The organism is Nocardia cerradoensis NBRC 101014 (assembly GCF_000308535.1).
Classification (GTDB): Bacteria; Actinomycetota; Actinomycetes; order Mycobacteriales; family Mycobacteriaceae; genus Nocardia; species Nocardia cerradoensis.
In genome coordinates this window covers 1-14,155 of record NZ_BAFW01000087.1, presented here as the reverse complement: position 1 = coordinate 14,155, position 14,155 = coordinate 1, and the positions used below count along the sequence as shown (strand labels likewise).

Genomic DNA, 14,155 nt, shown 5'->3' with positions numbered 1-14,155 from the left:
GACGAGCACGCGCTCGGCGAACTCCGTGCGCAGCCGGGCCGCTCGCGCGGGGTCGGCCGCGTCGACCCGGCGGCAGTAGCTGCGCACCGTGGCGCCCACCCGGCAACTGCCGATATCGGTTCCGGATTCGACCCGATGGATCAGTCCGCGCTCGAACAGCACATCGAGGGCCGCGGTGGTGCGACCGCGATCCAGCACGCTCACCCGGTAGGCGAGCTCGATGTCGAAGGGCGTCTCGAACAGCGACAGCCGCAGCAGCAGGTCGACCACGTGCGCGTCGAGATCACCGATCGTCCACTCGACCGCATCGTGCATGGTGCGGTGCCGGGTCGGGGCCGAGCCCAGCGCCGGGGACTGCAGATCCACACCCGCCTTGATCCGCCGCAGCGCACGCGCCGGGCCGACCCGCGCGATCTCGGCGGCGGCCAGCTCCAGCGCCAACGGGACACCGTCGAGTTCCCGGACGATCTCGTCGAGTACCAGGCGATCGGCCAGGGAATGCATCCGCCGGTAGTGGCTGTCGATGCTTGCCAGCAGCAAGCGCGAGGCCGGCGAGGATCCCGGATCGTAGTTCAGCAGACCGGTATCGACCGCGAGCGGCCGCACCAGGACCACGTACTCCTGCGGCAGGCGCAGCGCCTCACGGCTGGTCACCACGATCCGCACCTGCGGGCACCGGTCGAGCAACTGCCCTACGTGGGGCGCCAGCTCCCGCGCGACAGGATCGCAATTGTCCAGCAGGACGATTCGCGCCTCGGCGCCGATCACCGCCGCGAGCTCGGAGAACGCCGACGCCACCTGCCGCGGCTCGACCGTCACGGTACCGGGCGCAGCGTCCAGGAAGCCGATCAGCCGATCGCGAAACTCGCTGTACCACAGCACTTCTCGCGCCAATCGTGACTTCCCCACGCCGGCGCGGCCGATGAGGGTCAGCAATCGAGCCGACTGCTCCCCGAGGAGCCTGCGGAGGGTGTCGACGTCGTCGCCACGCCCGACGAAGGCGGGGCCGGACGGTGCGGCAGAGCCGGGTGGAGAAAGCGGATGTTCGTGCCTCATGCGCCAATCACTTTCACACTGCGCCCCGATGGCGATCGAGAGAATCGATCAGGCCGTGCCGCGCTGCACCATTCGTCGCGCGAATCCAACTCCCCGAATGTCGACGAATCCGCCGTGATCCCGGATAACGATACCAACCCGAGGCCGCTCACGAGCGGTATCGAACCGGTCACGATCATCTTCGCGGGCCGTGCTCGACGGATCCGGTCCGCCGCGAGGCTTGCGCCACATCGCCGCCCGAGGCAGAATTCAACACACAATGAATTCAACGCTCGGTGAATACCTCGCCGGTCGTGTGAGCTGAGAGGTGGACCGTGGCGAACTCCGATTCGTCCCCGGCGATCACCGTCGAGCACCTGCGGGTGCGGCGCGGGGGACATGAAGTGCTGCACGATATTTCGCTGACCGTCCCGGCGGGCAGCATCACCGGCCTGCTCGGCCCCTCCGGCTGCGGTAAGACCACACTGATGCGCGGCATCGTCGGCACCCAGCTGATCCAGGCCGGCAGTGTGCGGGTGCTCGGCGAGGAGGCAGGCAGCCGCGGTTTGCGGTCCCGCATCGGGTACGTCACGCAGGCGCCGAGCATCTACGACGACCTCAGCGTGGTGGAGAACGTCTCCTATTTCGCGGCGCTCTACGGCCGCGACGCGGAGGCGGTGCACGCGGCAATCGACCAGGTCGGCATGACCCCGCACAGCCGGCATCGGGGCAATCAGCTCTCCGGCGGACAGCGGACCCGGGTGTCGCTGGCGTGTGCGCTGGTCGCCGATCCGGAACTGCTCGTCCTCGACGAGCCGACCGTGGGGCTGGATCCGGTGCTGCGGGCCGAACTGTGGAAACAGTTCCACGAACTCGCCGGTCAGGGCCGCACACTCGTCGTGTCCAGTCATGTCATGGACGAGGCCGAGCACTGCGATCAGCTACTGCTCATGCGCGACGGCCACCTCCTGGCCCAGCTCACCCCCGACAAACTGCGCGCCGACACCGGCGAAACCAGTTTGGAGAACGCATTTCTCGCCCTCATCACGATGGGACAGCCGCGATGACAACGACATTCGCCCCGCCGTCACGCCGGCCGCTGCGCTGCTACACCGCGACCTCGGCGCGCATCCTGCGTCAGTTGCGCGCGGACCGGCGCACCGTCGCCATGCTGCTGCTGGTGCCGACGCTGCTCATGACCCTGCTGTATTTCGTCTATCACGAGACGCCGACGATGCCCGGCGTGCCGTCGCTGTTCGACCGCGTCGGGATCAGCATGCTGGGCATCCTGCCCTTCATCGTGATGTTCCTGATCACCGCCATCGCCATGCAGCGCGAGCGGACCTCGGGCACGCTGGAGCGGCTGATGACGACACCGCTGTCGAAGCTGGATCTGCTGGGCGGATACGGCACCGCGTTCTCCGTCGCGGCGGCGGCGCAGGCGGGTCTGGCGTGTCTGATCTCCTTCTGGTTGCTCGGATTACAGGCCGCGGGCAGCGCCTGGCTGGTGCTGCTGATCGCCGTGGTCGACGCGGTGCTTGGCGTGGCGCTGGGGCTGCTGGCCAGCGCCTTCGCGCGCACCGAATTCCAGGCCGTGCAGTTCATGCCGCTGGTGGTGGGACCGCAGTTCTTCCTCTGCGGCCTGCTGGTGCCGCGCGATCAACTGCCGCGCTGGCTCGAGATCATCAGCGACGTGCTGCCGCTCAGCTATGCGGTCGACGCGCTGCAGGAGGTCTCCCGGCACCCGGGCGCGACCGCCGCGATGTGGCGAGATCTGGGCATCGTGGCCGCATTCGCCGCTGTCGCACTGGCTTTGGGCGCCGCCACCCTCCGCCGGCGCACGGCATGAGCGATCAGGCGCGGAGGCGGCAGCGGAGCGTCACCACGCAGCGCCCTCGCTCATGGCACGAAGGGAACAGCATGAGCGATCAGGCGCGAAGGCGGCAGCGGAGCGTCACCACGCAGCGCTCCACCCATGCCGCGGAGGGAACAGCATGAGCGACGTGACCGATCGGGTGGGCGGGCGCAGCGGGCGGCGGGCCGGCGAATCGGGGACGCGGGAGGCGATTCTGGACGCGGCGCGCACCCGCTTCGCCGAGGTCGGATTCGACAAGGCGTCGATCCGCTCGATCGCGGGCGCGGCGGGAGTCGATCCCGCGCTGGTGCATCACTACTTCGGCACCAAACAGCAATTGTTCTCCGCCACACTGAATCTGCCGATCGATCCGGAGATGATCCGCGGGCCGATCCGGGCCGCCGAACTCGACCGGTTGGGCGAGACCGTGGTCCGGACCGTGGTCGGCGCGTGGGATTCCTCGGTGGGCGAGCACGCGGTCGCGGCCTTCCGGGGCATCCTCGCGGGCGGGGATGTCGCCCTCGCGCGCAGCTTCCTGCTGGAAGTCGCGCTGAAAGACGTTCGGGAAAGGGTGGATTCGCCACCGGGCACCGGCACCACGCGAGTGGTCCTCGCCGTGTCGCAGATGGTCGGCCTGCTGGTCGCGCGCATGATTCTGCAGGTCGAACCCGTGGCGTCGATGCCACTGGACCAGCTGGCCGCGACGGTCGGGCCGACCATCCAGCGTTATCTGACGGGCGACTTGCCCGTCGCCGGCGGCTGAAACATCGCCGGGCGGCTCACCCCTGGGCGGTGAAGGCCTCGTGCTCGGCGTCGCCGACCGCACGGGCCTCGTCGACCAGCAGCACCGGGATGCCGTTGTCGACCGGATAGGCGCGGCGCAGACGCGGGTTGTAGAGCACGCTGTTGCCGTCCGCGTCGCGGACCAGCGACAACGGCCCCTTGTCCTCCGGACAGGCCAGCAGGCTCAACAACGTCGGGTCCAGGGTTTGCTCCGCCATATCCGACAACCTACCCGCCCGCCCGATCGGCGGGCCGCACCGCCCGCCGGAACGAGATGTGCCGATGCCCGAAGAAACTGAGCACCGCCACCACACCCATCACCACGACCGTCGCGGGAGTCTCCGGCAGGTCGAACACCCCGACCGCCAGCTGCACACCCGCCATGTTCAGGATCAGCCCGCCCGAGTTGACGGCGACGAATCGCACGAAGTCGGCGACCAGGTGACCGCGCACCCGGAAGACGAGGGTGCGATGGGCGAAGAAGGCGAACACGATGCTGATCGAGTAGGCCAGTGCCACCGCCACCGCGGGCGGCCAGCCGCCGGGCAGCAGCTTCAGCCACATCACCGTCAGCGCCATGCCCAGCAGCGTGTTGGCCGCGCCGACCGCGGCGAAGGCGATCTCCTGGCGGCGGATCAGTCGCAGCAGCAGACCCGGTGGCGGGTTGTCCTGCTCCCCCGCCACCCGCGCCGCGGCCGCTCCCTCCGCACCGACGCTCACGACACCACGTCCGCGGCTTCCTGTGTCACCGGTTCGCCGGATTCGCCGGGACGCCGCCGGGAACGCAGGTACAGCCACTGCATCACCGCCAGCAGCACCAGGCCGCCGGCCGCGGCGGCGACACCGATGCGCCACCCCGGCGGCTCCCAGGAGACCTCCAGCGTGGCATCGCGGGTTCCGGCCGGAATATCCACGGCGACAATCGATTGCGCGACCTCGCGGATCGGCAGATCGCGTCCGTCCAGGGTGGCGCGATAGCCGGGCCAGTTCAGCCGCGCGAGGACCACCCGGCCGCCGTCGGCTGAGCTCACGCGCACCCGGCTGGTGCGGTCCGTTTCCGACAGCGAGCTCGCCTGCACGTCGTGTGCGTCGGCGACGCGGCCGTTCTGCGTGGAAACCAGACCCTGCTCACGCTCGAGCACCCAGATGTAGCGTTCGTGGCCCGGATGGTCGACCCACTTCCAGCCCGGCGGGGCGGGCTGATTGCCCAGCTCCGGGTACATGGCGCGCTGCAGGACGACCCGGTCGAGCTTCATCAGGTCGACCGGGGCGACCCCGGTGGACGGCTCGGGGGTGAACAGCCGCCGGAACGAGTCCGGGCAGACACTGGAATCCCAGCGCATGCACAGCATCTCGCCGAACCAGTAGTGCCCGTTGGGTGTGTAGCCGTTGACGTAGTTGCGATGCACGTCCTTTGCGAAGTTGCCGAACACCAGCGACCCGTAGGCGCCCTGCAGGCTCTTGTCCTGCGGCTGCAGCAGCCCGCGGTCGCCGAGCTGGATGGTGACTCCGTCGAAGGCCGGGAACGCCGCCTCCGCCTCGGAGCGGTGCACGGGCAGATTCCAGCCCATCGGCGTCGGCTGCACCAGATACACCTGCAGGTAGGCGATGGGGAGCATGGCGACGACGGTCGCCAGCGCGGCCGCCCCGCTACCGCGCTTCGCCCACAACCACACCACGCCGGCGCCCACCGTCGCGACCGCGAGCGCGGAGAGCACATGCCACCAGATGTGGTGGGGATCGGCGGAAAACGTTCGCACCCAGAGCAATCCGATCAGCACCGCCGCCGCCACCGCGCGCGGGCGCCAGTCGCGCACCGTGCCGAACCGGCCCAGCAGCACGCAGACCAGGATCAGCAGTCCGACCGCCACCATCGGCAGCACCCGCGCCGGCCAGCGCAGCGGGCCGACCGTTCCCGGCCCGGCCGTCCACATCAGGAACATGATCGCGAACAGCGCCACCGAGATCAGTTCCCGCCAGACCCGGCGCGCACCGTTCCAGTCGACGAAGGCCAGTGCCGGAATCAGGAACCACGCGATATAGGTGACCGGCAGCGGCTGCACATATCCCCACCACGAGGTGAACGCCGGCATCGCCGACGGCAGGCTGGCATTCAGCGATTCCGACCACGGCACCGTCAGGAACCGGTCGTTGTTGATCTGGGAATTGCCCCGCCAACTCACCGTCGCGGACAGCATGCTCGGCAGATACGTCATCAAACCGGCCATGCCGGCCGCGGCGGCGACCACCGCCACCCGCAGCACCGGCCGCCAGGCGCGCTGGACGACGAGCTCGCCCACCGCGACGGCCACCAGCATCAGCGCCGCCTCGACGGCCGGAAAGACGTATTCGACCGAAATCGCCAGATACAGGAAGACGAACAACGGAATCGGCCCGTAACCGCGGGTGTCGCCGTAGCGCGACCGATCACCGGCCGGGCCGCGGGCATAGCGCACGGCACTGGCCCAAGCGTGCAGCATCCACGCGGTGCCGGTCAACGCGGTGACCCAGCTGGCCTCGTCGAAGAACAGGAACCAGCCCGAGAGCGGAAACGCGATGCCCGCCACGGCGGCCCACGACGCGCGACTGCCGTAGACGAGGCAGACCCGGTAGACGCCGAGTGCGGCGATGATCGAGAAGATCAGTTTGACGACCGTGGCCAGCAACGCGAGATTGTCCACCGAGGGTGCGATCAGATCGATCAGCAGCTGCGGCGGATTGAACAGGCCCGCCTCTTCCATGGTGTAGTTCCCGGTCATCCACTGTTCGGGCACCATCAGCGGCAGATGGCCCTCGCGCAGATGCCGGCCGAGCATCACCCACAGCGGGGTGTATTGGGATTCGGTGTCGTCGGTGTAGAAGTGCCGCGCATTGGCGAGCAGCACCGCGATATATCCGGCAATGACCCCGAGTGCGGTGATCGCTCCCCATCGGAACACGATCCGCCGCGGATGCCCCGCGGCACTCTGCTCGGGCCGGGGAGCGGCAGGCCGCCCATCATCGACGGCGACATCGCGCCGATCCTCCCCGGGCTCCGCGAGCGCCGTCGTCGACACTGCACTTTCCACCACGATTGACAGACCCTACCCGCCCGCGCGCTCGCGGGCATCGCCCCCGGAACCGCCGCCCGCTCGCGGAGCCGAAGCCGGTGACCAGCGTGTTAGAGTTCACCCCGATTCGGGCTCTGGATACAGGCGAGGAGTTCCGGTGCGCACCGTCATCGAAAGTCGAACCAGCTGATGCCGATTCCGTCCGCAACCGCACATCCCCCTGCCGCCGGGCAGGCTCCGACACCGGATGTTCACCTGCCGGTCACCGGCAGCGAGCGGGTGCATGCGGTCTCGGTGGTGATCCCGGTGTATCGCGGGGAGCAGACCATCGCCGGACTGGTCGCCGAATTGCACGATTTGTCGCAGTCCTCGGTGACGCCGGAGGGCAACCGTTTCGCGGTCGAGGAGATCGTGCTGGTCCACGACCACGGCCCCGACCGGTCCGACGTCGTGCTCCAGCGGCTGGCCACCGAATATCCGCAGGTGCGGGTCATCTGGCTGAGCCGCAACTTCGGCCAGGACGCGGCCACCATCGCCGGGATGGCCGCCGCGCGCGGCGAGTGGATCGTCACGATGGACGAAGACGGACAACACGATCCGGAATTCATCGGCGCCTTCCTCGACACCGCGCTCGCCCAGCGCGCGGATCTGGTCTATTCGAAGCCGACCAACACCCGCCCGCACGGCCTGCTGCGCAACCTCACCTCGCGCGGCGCCAAGGTGGTACTGGCGACGGTCTTCGCCTTCCCCGATTCCACCCGCTTCGAAAGCTACCGGCTGATCCGCGGCGACATCGGCCGCCAGCTGGCCGAGGTCGCCTCCAACGGGGTGTATCTGGACGTGGCGTTGACCTGGGTGGTCGACAACACCGCGCAGGCGCCGGTGGTGCTGCGCGCGGAGGGCCGCGAAGAGTCCGGCTACAACTACCGCCGGCTGTTCTCGCTGTTCTGGAAGATGGTGCTGTGTAGCGGTACTCGCGGCCTGCGCCTGGTGAGCATGCTGGGCGTGACCCTGGCCGCCGGCGGTGCCGTGATGGCCGCGGTGGTGATCTGGAACGCCCTGTTCGGCAGCGGTCACGACCCCGAGGGCTGGGCCTCGATCATCGTGGTGCTGCTGCTGGTCTCGGGCGCGATCCTGTTCTCACTCGGCCTGATCGCGGAGTATCTGGGTGTGGCGTTGCACGTGCTGGTGGGCAAACCGCTGTATCTGACGGTAGATTCGCCGACACCGCGTCCGCACGCCGAGGCGCGGGTTCCGACCACGGCCGCAGCAATCGGGGGACACAATCCGGGTGAGCACTGACCGCATCCTCTTCAGCCGTCCCTACCGCGCCCAGGCCGAGCTGACGAATCTGGCCGCCGTCCTGGCCTCCGACCACAGCCACGGCGACGGGCCGTTCACCGCGGCGGCGACGGCGAAATTGCGCGCCATCACCGGCGCTCCGCACGCGCTGCTGACCACCTCGTGCACCCATGCGCTGGAGATGGCCGGGCTGCTGCTCGAACTGGGTCCCGACGACGAGGTGATCGTCCCCAGTTTCGCCTTCACCTCCACTGCCACCGCGGTCGCGATGCGCGGGGCCACCTGCGTCTTCGCCGATATCGACGAGCGCGGCAACCTCGATCCGGAGTCGGTGGCCGCGGCGGTCACCGAACGCACCAAGGCGATCGTGGTCATCCACTACGGCGGCGTCGGCGCCGATATGGACCGGCTGCTCGAGATCTCCGAGGCGCACGGCCTGGCCGTCGTCGAGGACACCGCGCACGGCCTAGGCGGCCGGTGGCGCGGGCTGCCGCTGGGCACGATCGGCACCGTGGGCGCACTCAGCTTCCACGACACCAAGAACGTGCACTGCGGTGAGGGCGGGGCCATCCTGCTCACCGACGAGATCCTCATGGGGCGCGCCGAGATCATCCGCGAGAAGGGCACCGACCGGGCCCGGTTCCTGCGCGGGGCGGTCGACAAGTACTCCTGGCAGGACATCGGATCGAGTTATCTTCCCAGTGAGTTGAATGCCGCGGTGCTCGACGCGCAGCTGGCCGAATTCGACCGGATCCAGGCCGGGCGCATGCGGGTGTGGAACGCCTACGCCGCCGCGCTGCCGGACTGGGCCGCGCGCAACGACGTGCGGCTGATGCAGGTCCCGGACGACCGCGAGCACACCGCGCATCTGTACTACCTGCGCACCCCGACCGAGGACGCGCGCGACGCGTTGATCGGATATCTTCGCGAACACGGCATTTCGGCCCCGTTCCACTACGTGCCGCTGCACTCCAGCCCGGCCGGGCTGAAACTCGGCCGCACCACGGTCCCCTGCCCGCGCACCGACGACTTCTCGGCGACGTTGCTGCGCCTGCCGCTGTGGCCGGATCTGAGCGATCAGCAGGTCGCGCGGGTGATCGAGACGGTCACGGCTTTCACGGTGTGAGCGGGCGGAGACCACGCCCGCGAGCACGGTGCCGGACCGGCCGTAGCCGGAGGCCGAACCGGGCGCAGCGTTCGCCCGGTCCCGCCGCAACCTCCTAGCCGCTACCCCAGCAGGGCGGCCGCGACCTCGGGGGTGAGCACCTCGTAGCCTTCCGCTTCCCGGTTGTAGTACCAGGTGTTCTCGTTCGGTTCGAGGCGCAGTGCCGACCGCACCGCATGGGTGGCGGGACGGAAGCTGGAGCTGCGCGGAATCTCGTCCACCACCTGCACCACATCGGGTCGCTGGGCGGGGTCGAGGGCGCGCAGGCCCTCGGTGACGTCGGCGGGTTCCAGGCGGTGGCCCGCGCGCACGCTCACCACGGCCACCGCGAGCGTGGTGCTCGGAGTGCGGCGGCCGAACGCGACCTCCATGTCGATGGCCGCGATGTCGTTGAGCGCGTCCACGATCGGCTGGGTGTAGACCGGCCCGCGCGCGGTCGCGATGACGGTGTCGCGGCGGTCCATCAGCCAGTAGTCGCCGTCGCTGTCGCGGCGGAACAGATTCTCCGTCGGCATCCAGGCGTCACCGGCGCTGAAGACACCGCGCAGGCCGCCGCGCGAGATGTCGACGGTGTCGGCGGCCCGACCGATCAGCAGGCCCACCTCGTTGTCGGCGGCGCGACGTGCGAAACCCCTTGTGTCGGTGATGATCTGCTCGGCGATCGGATCGTAGGAGATCAGTTCCACCTTCGCCGTGCCCGGCACCGGGCGGCCCTTGCAGCCGATCTTCACGCCCGCCACGTTCGCGAGTACCACATCCCCCTCGATGGAGGCGTAGAACTCCAGCACCCGCGCGGGGGCGAACCGTTCCGTGGTGCGCCGCCACAGACCGGCCGGCATACCGGAGCCGATGAACAGCCGGATCGGATGCGAATGGCCGGCGGGGAAGGTGTCGGCGTCGAGGATGTCGCGCAGCATGGTCCAGGTGTAGGTGACCACGGTGACCCCGTAGCGGTGCACCTCCGCGGCGAAACTGGGCGGATCCAGCGATCGGGCCAGCGCGATCCGGCTGCCACCGGCCACCGCGCCGCCCAGACTCACCAGCAGGCCCGACGAATGATGCAGCGGCGCAAGGCAATACACCGTATCGCGGCGGTCGAGATCGGCCGCCGACGCGGTGCCGAAGGCCGACAGCGCCCACCGGTGGTTGGTGATGTATTTCAGGTCGAGTTTGTCGCCGGTACCGGTGACCAGGATGAACGCCAGCTCACGCGCCACCCCCGGATCGGGGCGGAACCAGCCCGGCAGCGCTACCGCCGCCGGGTCGACCTGCTCCAGGTCGACCACATCGGCGCCGTCCGGAATGTCCAGCGTGCGGGCGTTGCCGCCGCCGAGCACCAGGACCCGGGTTCCGGCGGCGGCCGCGGCCCGCAGATTCTCCGGATCCGACACGATCACCGTGGTTCCGGTCGATTCGACCGCTCGCGCGGTATCGCCGCCGGGCGCCAGCAGCACCGCGACCGCCCCGATCCGCGAGAGCGCCGCGACCGAGGCCAGCGCACTCGGCCGGGTTTCCATCAGCACTCCGACGCGGGTGCCGGGGCGCACGCCGGCCGAGATCAGCCCGCGCACCACGTTGTCGATGCGGGCGCCGACCGCGGCGTGGGTGTGCACCCGGTCGTCGAAGAGGAACAGCTCACGCATCGGCGCGCTGCGCTGTTGTTCGGCGAGCAGGCGGCCCAGCGAGATCCGGGTGTGCGGCTGGATCATCCCGAGCCGGGTCAGCCGGGGCAGCGCCCGGGCGGCCTCTCCCGTCAGCTCCTTCGATCCGCGCAGCGCGTTTCCGGCCAGGCTGCCGAACGCCGCGCCGATTCCGGCGCCGGCTTCGGCCAGGGTGGCCGCGGTGTGCACGACGCGGGTGGCGGCGGTGGACTGGCGGTCGGCGGCGACGTGCTCGCGCATGGGCGCGATCTGTTCGGGCAGTTCGGCGTGCCCGCCCAGCCAGTTCACCCAGTCGCGCACCAGCGGCCAGGTCTGGTTGGTGGCGGTACTGCCCGCCACCAGCCCGAAATGTCCGGCCACCAGCGTGGCCTCGTAGACCTCGGCATTGGGCGCCGCGCGCACGATACCGCGCACCGCCGCCGGCTGGCCGATGTCGTCGACCTCCCCGACGAAGGCGAGGATGGGGCACTTCACCTCGGCCAGCGAGATCGGCTGATCACGAATGACGAAGCCGCCGGACATCATCCGGTTGTGCGCGACGAACTGCTTGAGCAGATCGGCGGCCGCCGGCCCGGAATAGCCCACCCAGCCGTCGTGTTCGAGGAATCGGCGCTGACGTTCCTTGGGCAGCAACGCCTCTCGGTCGTGCAGCTGGCGCAGGAAGTCGATCCGGGCCTTCGCCGTCTTCACCGGGTCGAGCAACTGGAAGCCGACGCGCACCATGGCATCGGTGATGGGCAGCCGGGTCAGGACGTGGTCGGCGACGAAATCGGCGACCTCCGACACCAGCCCGTAGGGCAGCCCGAACGGCAGGCCCGCCACGATGTCGACCGGGCTGCCGAAGGTGACGATGCTCTGCACACCCTTGCCGTAGCGGAACGCGGTCGCCTGATAGGCGAACATGCCGCCCTGCGAGTACCCCATCAGGTGCACGCCGCGGCCGGTCAGTTCGTTGACCGTGTCGATCGCGCTCGACAGGGCGAGGACATGGTCGGCCAGATCGCGCTGCCAGCCGCCCTCCTCGGTGGCCGGTGAGCCGAAATCCAGTACCCAGCAATCGATTCCGGCGCGATGCAGGATGCCGACGGCGCCGCCCTCGGCGTTGACGTCGTAGATGTCGGCGTTGACCATCAGCGGCGGCACCAGCAGCGCGACGGGCCGGTCCGCGGCCGGATCGTCGGGAAAGTAGTGACGCAGCCGGTACATCCGCTTGCGCTCGGTGACCTCGAAGGGCGAGGACTCCACATCGTGGGCGAGGCCGCCGAAACGGATGACCTCGAGACCGTTCTGCGCGGTCGCCATCAACCGCCGCGCCGGCCCCGTCAGGGTTCTCGTATCGAATTTCACAACCACTCCCAGCCCTTGTGCCCTGCGCTCACACCTTCACGCCCCCTGCGTGCGGGTCGAGCCTGCCACATCGACAGCCTACTGCGGCCCCGTTGTGATCGGCCCCATCCGCGATCACAGGTCGCGCACGGACGGGGTGCGTGGACGGGCGGCGCCACGGAGTTTCGGCGAAAGTGTTCGCGCGGCAGCGGCATTGCCCTACCATGGACCACGGAACGCCGTTGTAGCGCATGACTATTCGATCAGATGTCTAGTTCGCCAGGCTGGTCCCGACTCCAGTTTTCGTCAGGTGGCAGAAATCGGTCCCGGCCGATTTCGTGTCCGCATGTTCGCGTGCCGAACCCAATTTTTCGGCGCAGTCCGCATCCATCGCCAACCCCCGAGGTGAGGACCGCAGATGACCCTCGAACTTCCCGCGCAGACCGACAACCACGACCGTAAATCCCTGTCCACCGCCGCCGCCCATCAACTGGCCCACACCACCAAATCCGAACCCCAGATGCAGGGCATATCCTCGCGCTGGCTGACCCGCATGCTGCCGTGGACCCAGGTCGAGGGCGGTATCTACCGGGTCAACCGCCGCCTCACCCACACCGTGGGCAACGGCGAGGTGGAATTCGTCATCGACGGCTCGCACGCCCATGTCATCCCGCTCGAACTGCAGGAATTGCCGGCGCTGCGCGAACTCGACGACGAGGAGATCCTCGCGGCGATGGCCGGGCAATTCATCCAGCGCGACCTCGAGCCCGGGACGGTACTCGCCGAATTCGGCAATCCGGTCGATCAGCTGATGCTGATCGTGCACGGCAAACTCAGCAAGATCGGTACCGGCGAATACGGCGAATCCACCAAACTCGGCATACTCGGCGACGGCGACTACTTCGGCGACGCCATGCTCACCGACCGCGACGCCATCTGGCCGGTCACCGTGAAGACGGTCACACCCGTCACGCTACTCACGTTGCCGCGCACGGCATTCGACCGCCTGGTGGACCAGGCGCCGCTACTCGGCGAACACCTGTCCCGGGTCTCGCAGTCACCGGTGCGGCCGCAGAACAAATACGGTGAGGCGAATATCGAGATCACCTCCGGGCATATCGGCGAGCCGATGCTCGACGGCACCTTCGTCGATTACGACAGTTCGCCGCGCGAATACGAACTCAGCGCCGCGCAGAGCGTGCTGCGCGTACATACCCGCGTGGCCGATCTGTTCAACGATCCGCACAATCAGATCGAGCAGCAATTGCGGTTGACCATCGAGGCACTGCACGAGCGGCGCGAATACGATCTGGTCAACAGTCCCGATTTCGGACTGCTGAACAATTGCGATCTGAAACAACGCATCTACACCGAATCGGGCCCGCCGACGCCGGACGATCTCGACGAACTGCTGAGCATGCGCCGCAGCACCAAGTTCTTTCTCGCTCATCCGAAGGCGATCGCGGCCTTCGGCCGGGAATGCAACAAACTCGGCCTGTACCCGGACCCGGTCGACATCGAGGGCCGCCGGGTCCCCGCGTGGCGCGGTGTGCCGATACTTCCGTGCGGAAAGATACCGGTCAGCGAGAAGCAGACCACGTCCATTCTGGCGATGCGGGTCGGGGAAAAGGATCAGGGTGTGATCGGCCTGCATCAGACCGGAATTCCGGACGAGTACGAACCCAGTCTGAACGTGCGATTCAAGGGAATCGACGATCAATCGATCATCTCGTATCTGGTCAGTTGCTATTACTCGGCGGCGGTGCTCGTTCCGGACGCGCTGGGAATTCTCGACAATGTGGCCGTCGCCCGGCAGAGCGATTGACGGGGTGAGCGCAGATGTCGGTACTCTCACGCGCCGGGGCGCCACCGGCCGGTGACGATCTGGCCGGAATGATCGCGGCGCTGCTCGGCAGTTTCGATCACGCTCCCCGGCGCGATTGGCGATTCCGGGCTCCGCGCCGACGTTTCCGCCGGG

11 protein-coding genes are annotated in these 14,155 nt (G+C 68.6%); 6 read left to right on the top strand and 5 right to left on the bottom strand.

Going from position 1 to position 14,155, the window contains the following annotated elements:
• Positions 1-1,056: winged helix-turn-helix domain-containing protein (locus tag ON23_RS09905; protein ID WP_505767465.1), on the bottom strand; the 1,056-nt coding region annotated here is incomplete at its 3' end.
• Between the two features lie 314 nt (positions 1,057-1,370).
• Here ON23_RS09905 and ON23_RS09900 point away from each other — a divergent pair.
• The 3 genes from ON23_RS09900 (at position 1,371) to ON23_RS09890 (ending at position 3,653) form a co-directional block, all read left to right on the top strand.
• Positions 1,371-2,102, top strand: coding sequence for an ABC transporter ATP-binding protein (locus ON23_RS09900; protein ID WP_039777697.1), 732 nt, complete (start codon positions 1,371-1,373; stop codon positions 2,100-2,102).
• Complete coding sequence (locus ON23_RS09895) at positions 2,099-2,884, top strand: ABC transporter permease (protein ID WP_036500730.1); 786 nt, start codon at positions 2,099-2,101, stop codon at positions 2,882-2,884. The genes ON23_RS09900 and ON23_RS09895 overlap by 4 nt, the downstream gene beginning before the upstream one ends.
• Positions 2,885-3,029: 145 nt before the next feature.
• Positions 3,030-3,653 (top strand): TetR/AcrR family transcriptional regulator, encoded by a 624-nt coding sequence (locus ON23_RS09890; RefSeq protein WP_039777696.1) that lies wholly within the window; start codon positions 3,030-3,032, stop codon positions 3,651-3,653.
• A 16-nt stretch (positions 3,654-3,669) separates the two neighbouring features.
• On the opposite strand, the gene ON23_RS09885 is transcribed toward ON23_RS09890, so the two are convergent.
• Genes ON23_RS09885 through ON23_RS09875 form a run of 3 tightly spaced genes read right to left on the bottom strand, consistent with a single transcriptional unit; the run spans position 3,670 to position 6,612 of the window.
• Positions 3,670-3,891: a Trm112 family protein gene (locus ON23_RS09885; protein ID WP_036500728.1), complete on the bottom strand. Its 222-nt coding sequence runs from the start codon at positions 3,889-3,891 to the stop codon at positions 3,670-3,672.
• 10 nt (positions 3,892-3,901) lie between these two features.
• Positions 3,902-4,393 (bottom strand): GtrA family protein, encoded by a 492-nt coding sequence (locus ON23_RS09880; protein ID WP_306307115.1) that lies wholly within the window; start codon positions 4,391-4,393, stop codon positions 3,902-3,904.
• A complete protein-coding gene (locus ON23_RS09875; RefSeq protein WP_039777703.1) occupies positions 4,390-6,612 on the bottom strand; it encodes a tol-pal system YbgF family protein in 2,223 nt (740 codons plus the stop codon). Before ON23_RS09875 ends, ON23_RS09880 begins: the two co-directional genes overlap by 4 nt.
• Positions 6,613-7,002: 390 nt before the next feature.
• Between ON23_RS09875 and ON23_RS09870 the strand changes: the two genes are divergently transcribed.
• Both ON23_RS09870 and rffA read left to right on the top strand, forming a co-directional pair.
• Positions 7,003-8,025 (top strand): glycosyltransferase, encoded by a 1,023-nt coding sequence (locus tag ON23_RS09870; RefSeq protein WP_083903814.1) that lies wholly within the window; start codon positions 7,003-7,005, stop codon positions 8,023-8,025.
• Positions 8,015-9,151: a dTDP-4-amino-4,6-dideoxygalactose transaminase gene (gene rffA / locus ON23_RS09865; protein ID WP_039777695.1), complete on the top strand. Its 1,137-nt coding sequence runs from the start codon at positions 8,015-8,017 to the stop codon at positions 9,149-9,151. Before ON23_RS09870 ends, rffA begins: the two co-directional genes overlap by 11 nt.
• 101 nt (positions 9,152-9,252) lie before the next feature.
• Here the strand turns inward: rffA and ON23_RS09860 are convergent, their stop codons facing one another.
• On the bottom strand, positions 9,253-12,204 hold the full coding sequence (locus ON23_RS09860) for an AMP-binding protein (protein WP_039777694.1): 2,952 nt from the start codon (positions 12,202-12,204) through the stop codon (positions 9,253-9,255).
• Between the two features lie 391 nt (positions 12,205-12,595).
• On the opposite strand from ON23_RS09860, the gene ON23_RS09855 reads away from it, so the two are divergent.
• Positions 12,596-14,002: a family 2B encapsulin nanocompartment shell protein gene (locus tag ON23_RS09855; RefSeq protein ID WP_039777692.1), complete on the top strand. Its 1,407-nt coding sequence runs from the start codon at positions 12,596-12,598 to the stop codon at positions 14,000-14,002.
• Positions 14,003-14,155: the final 153 nt, after the last annotated feature.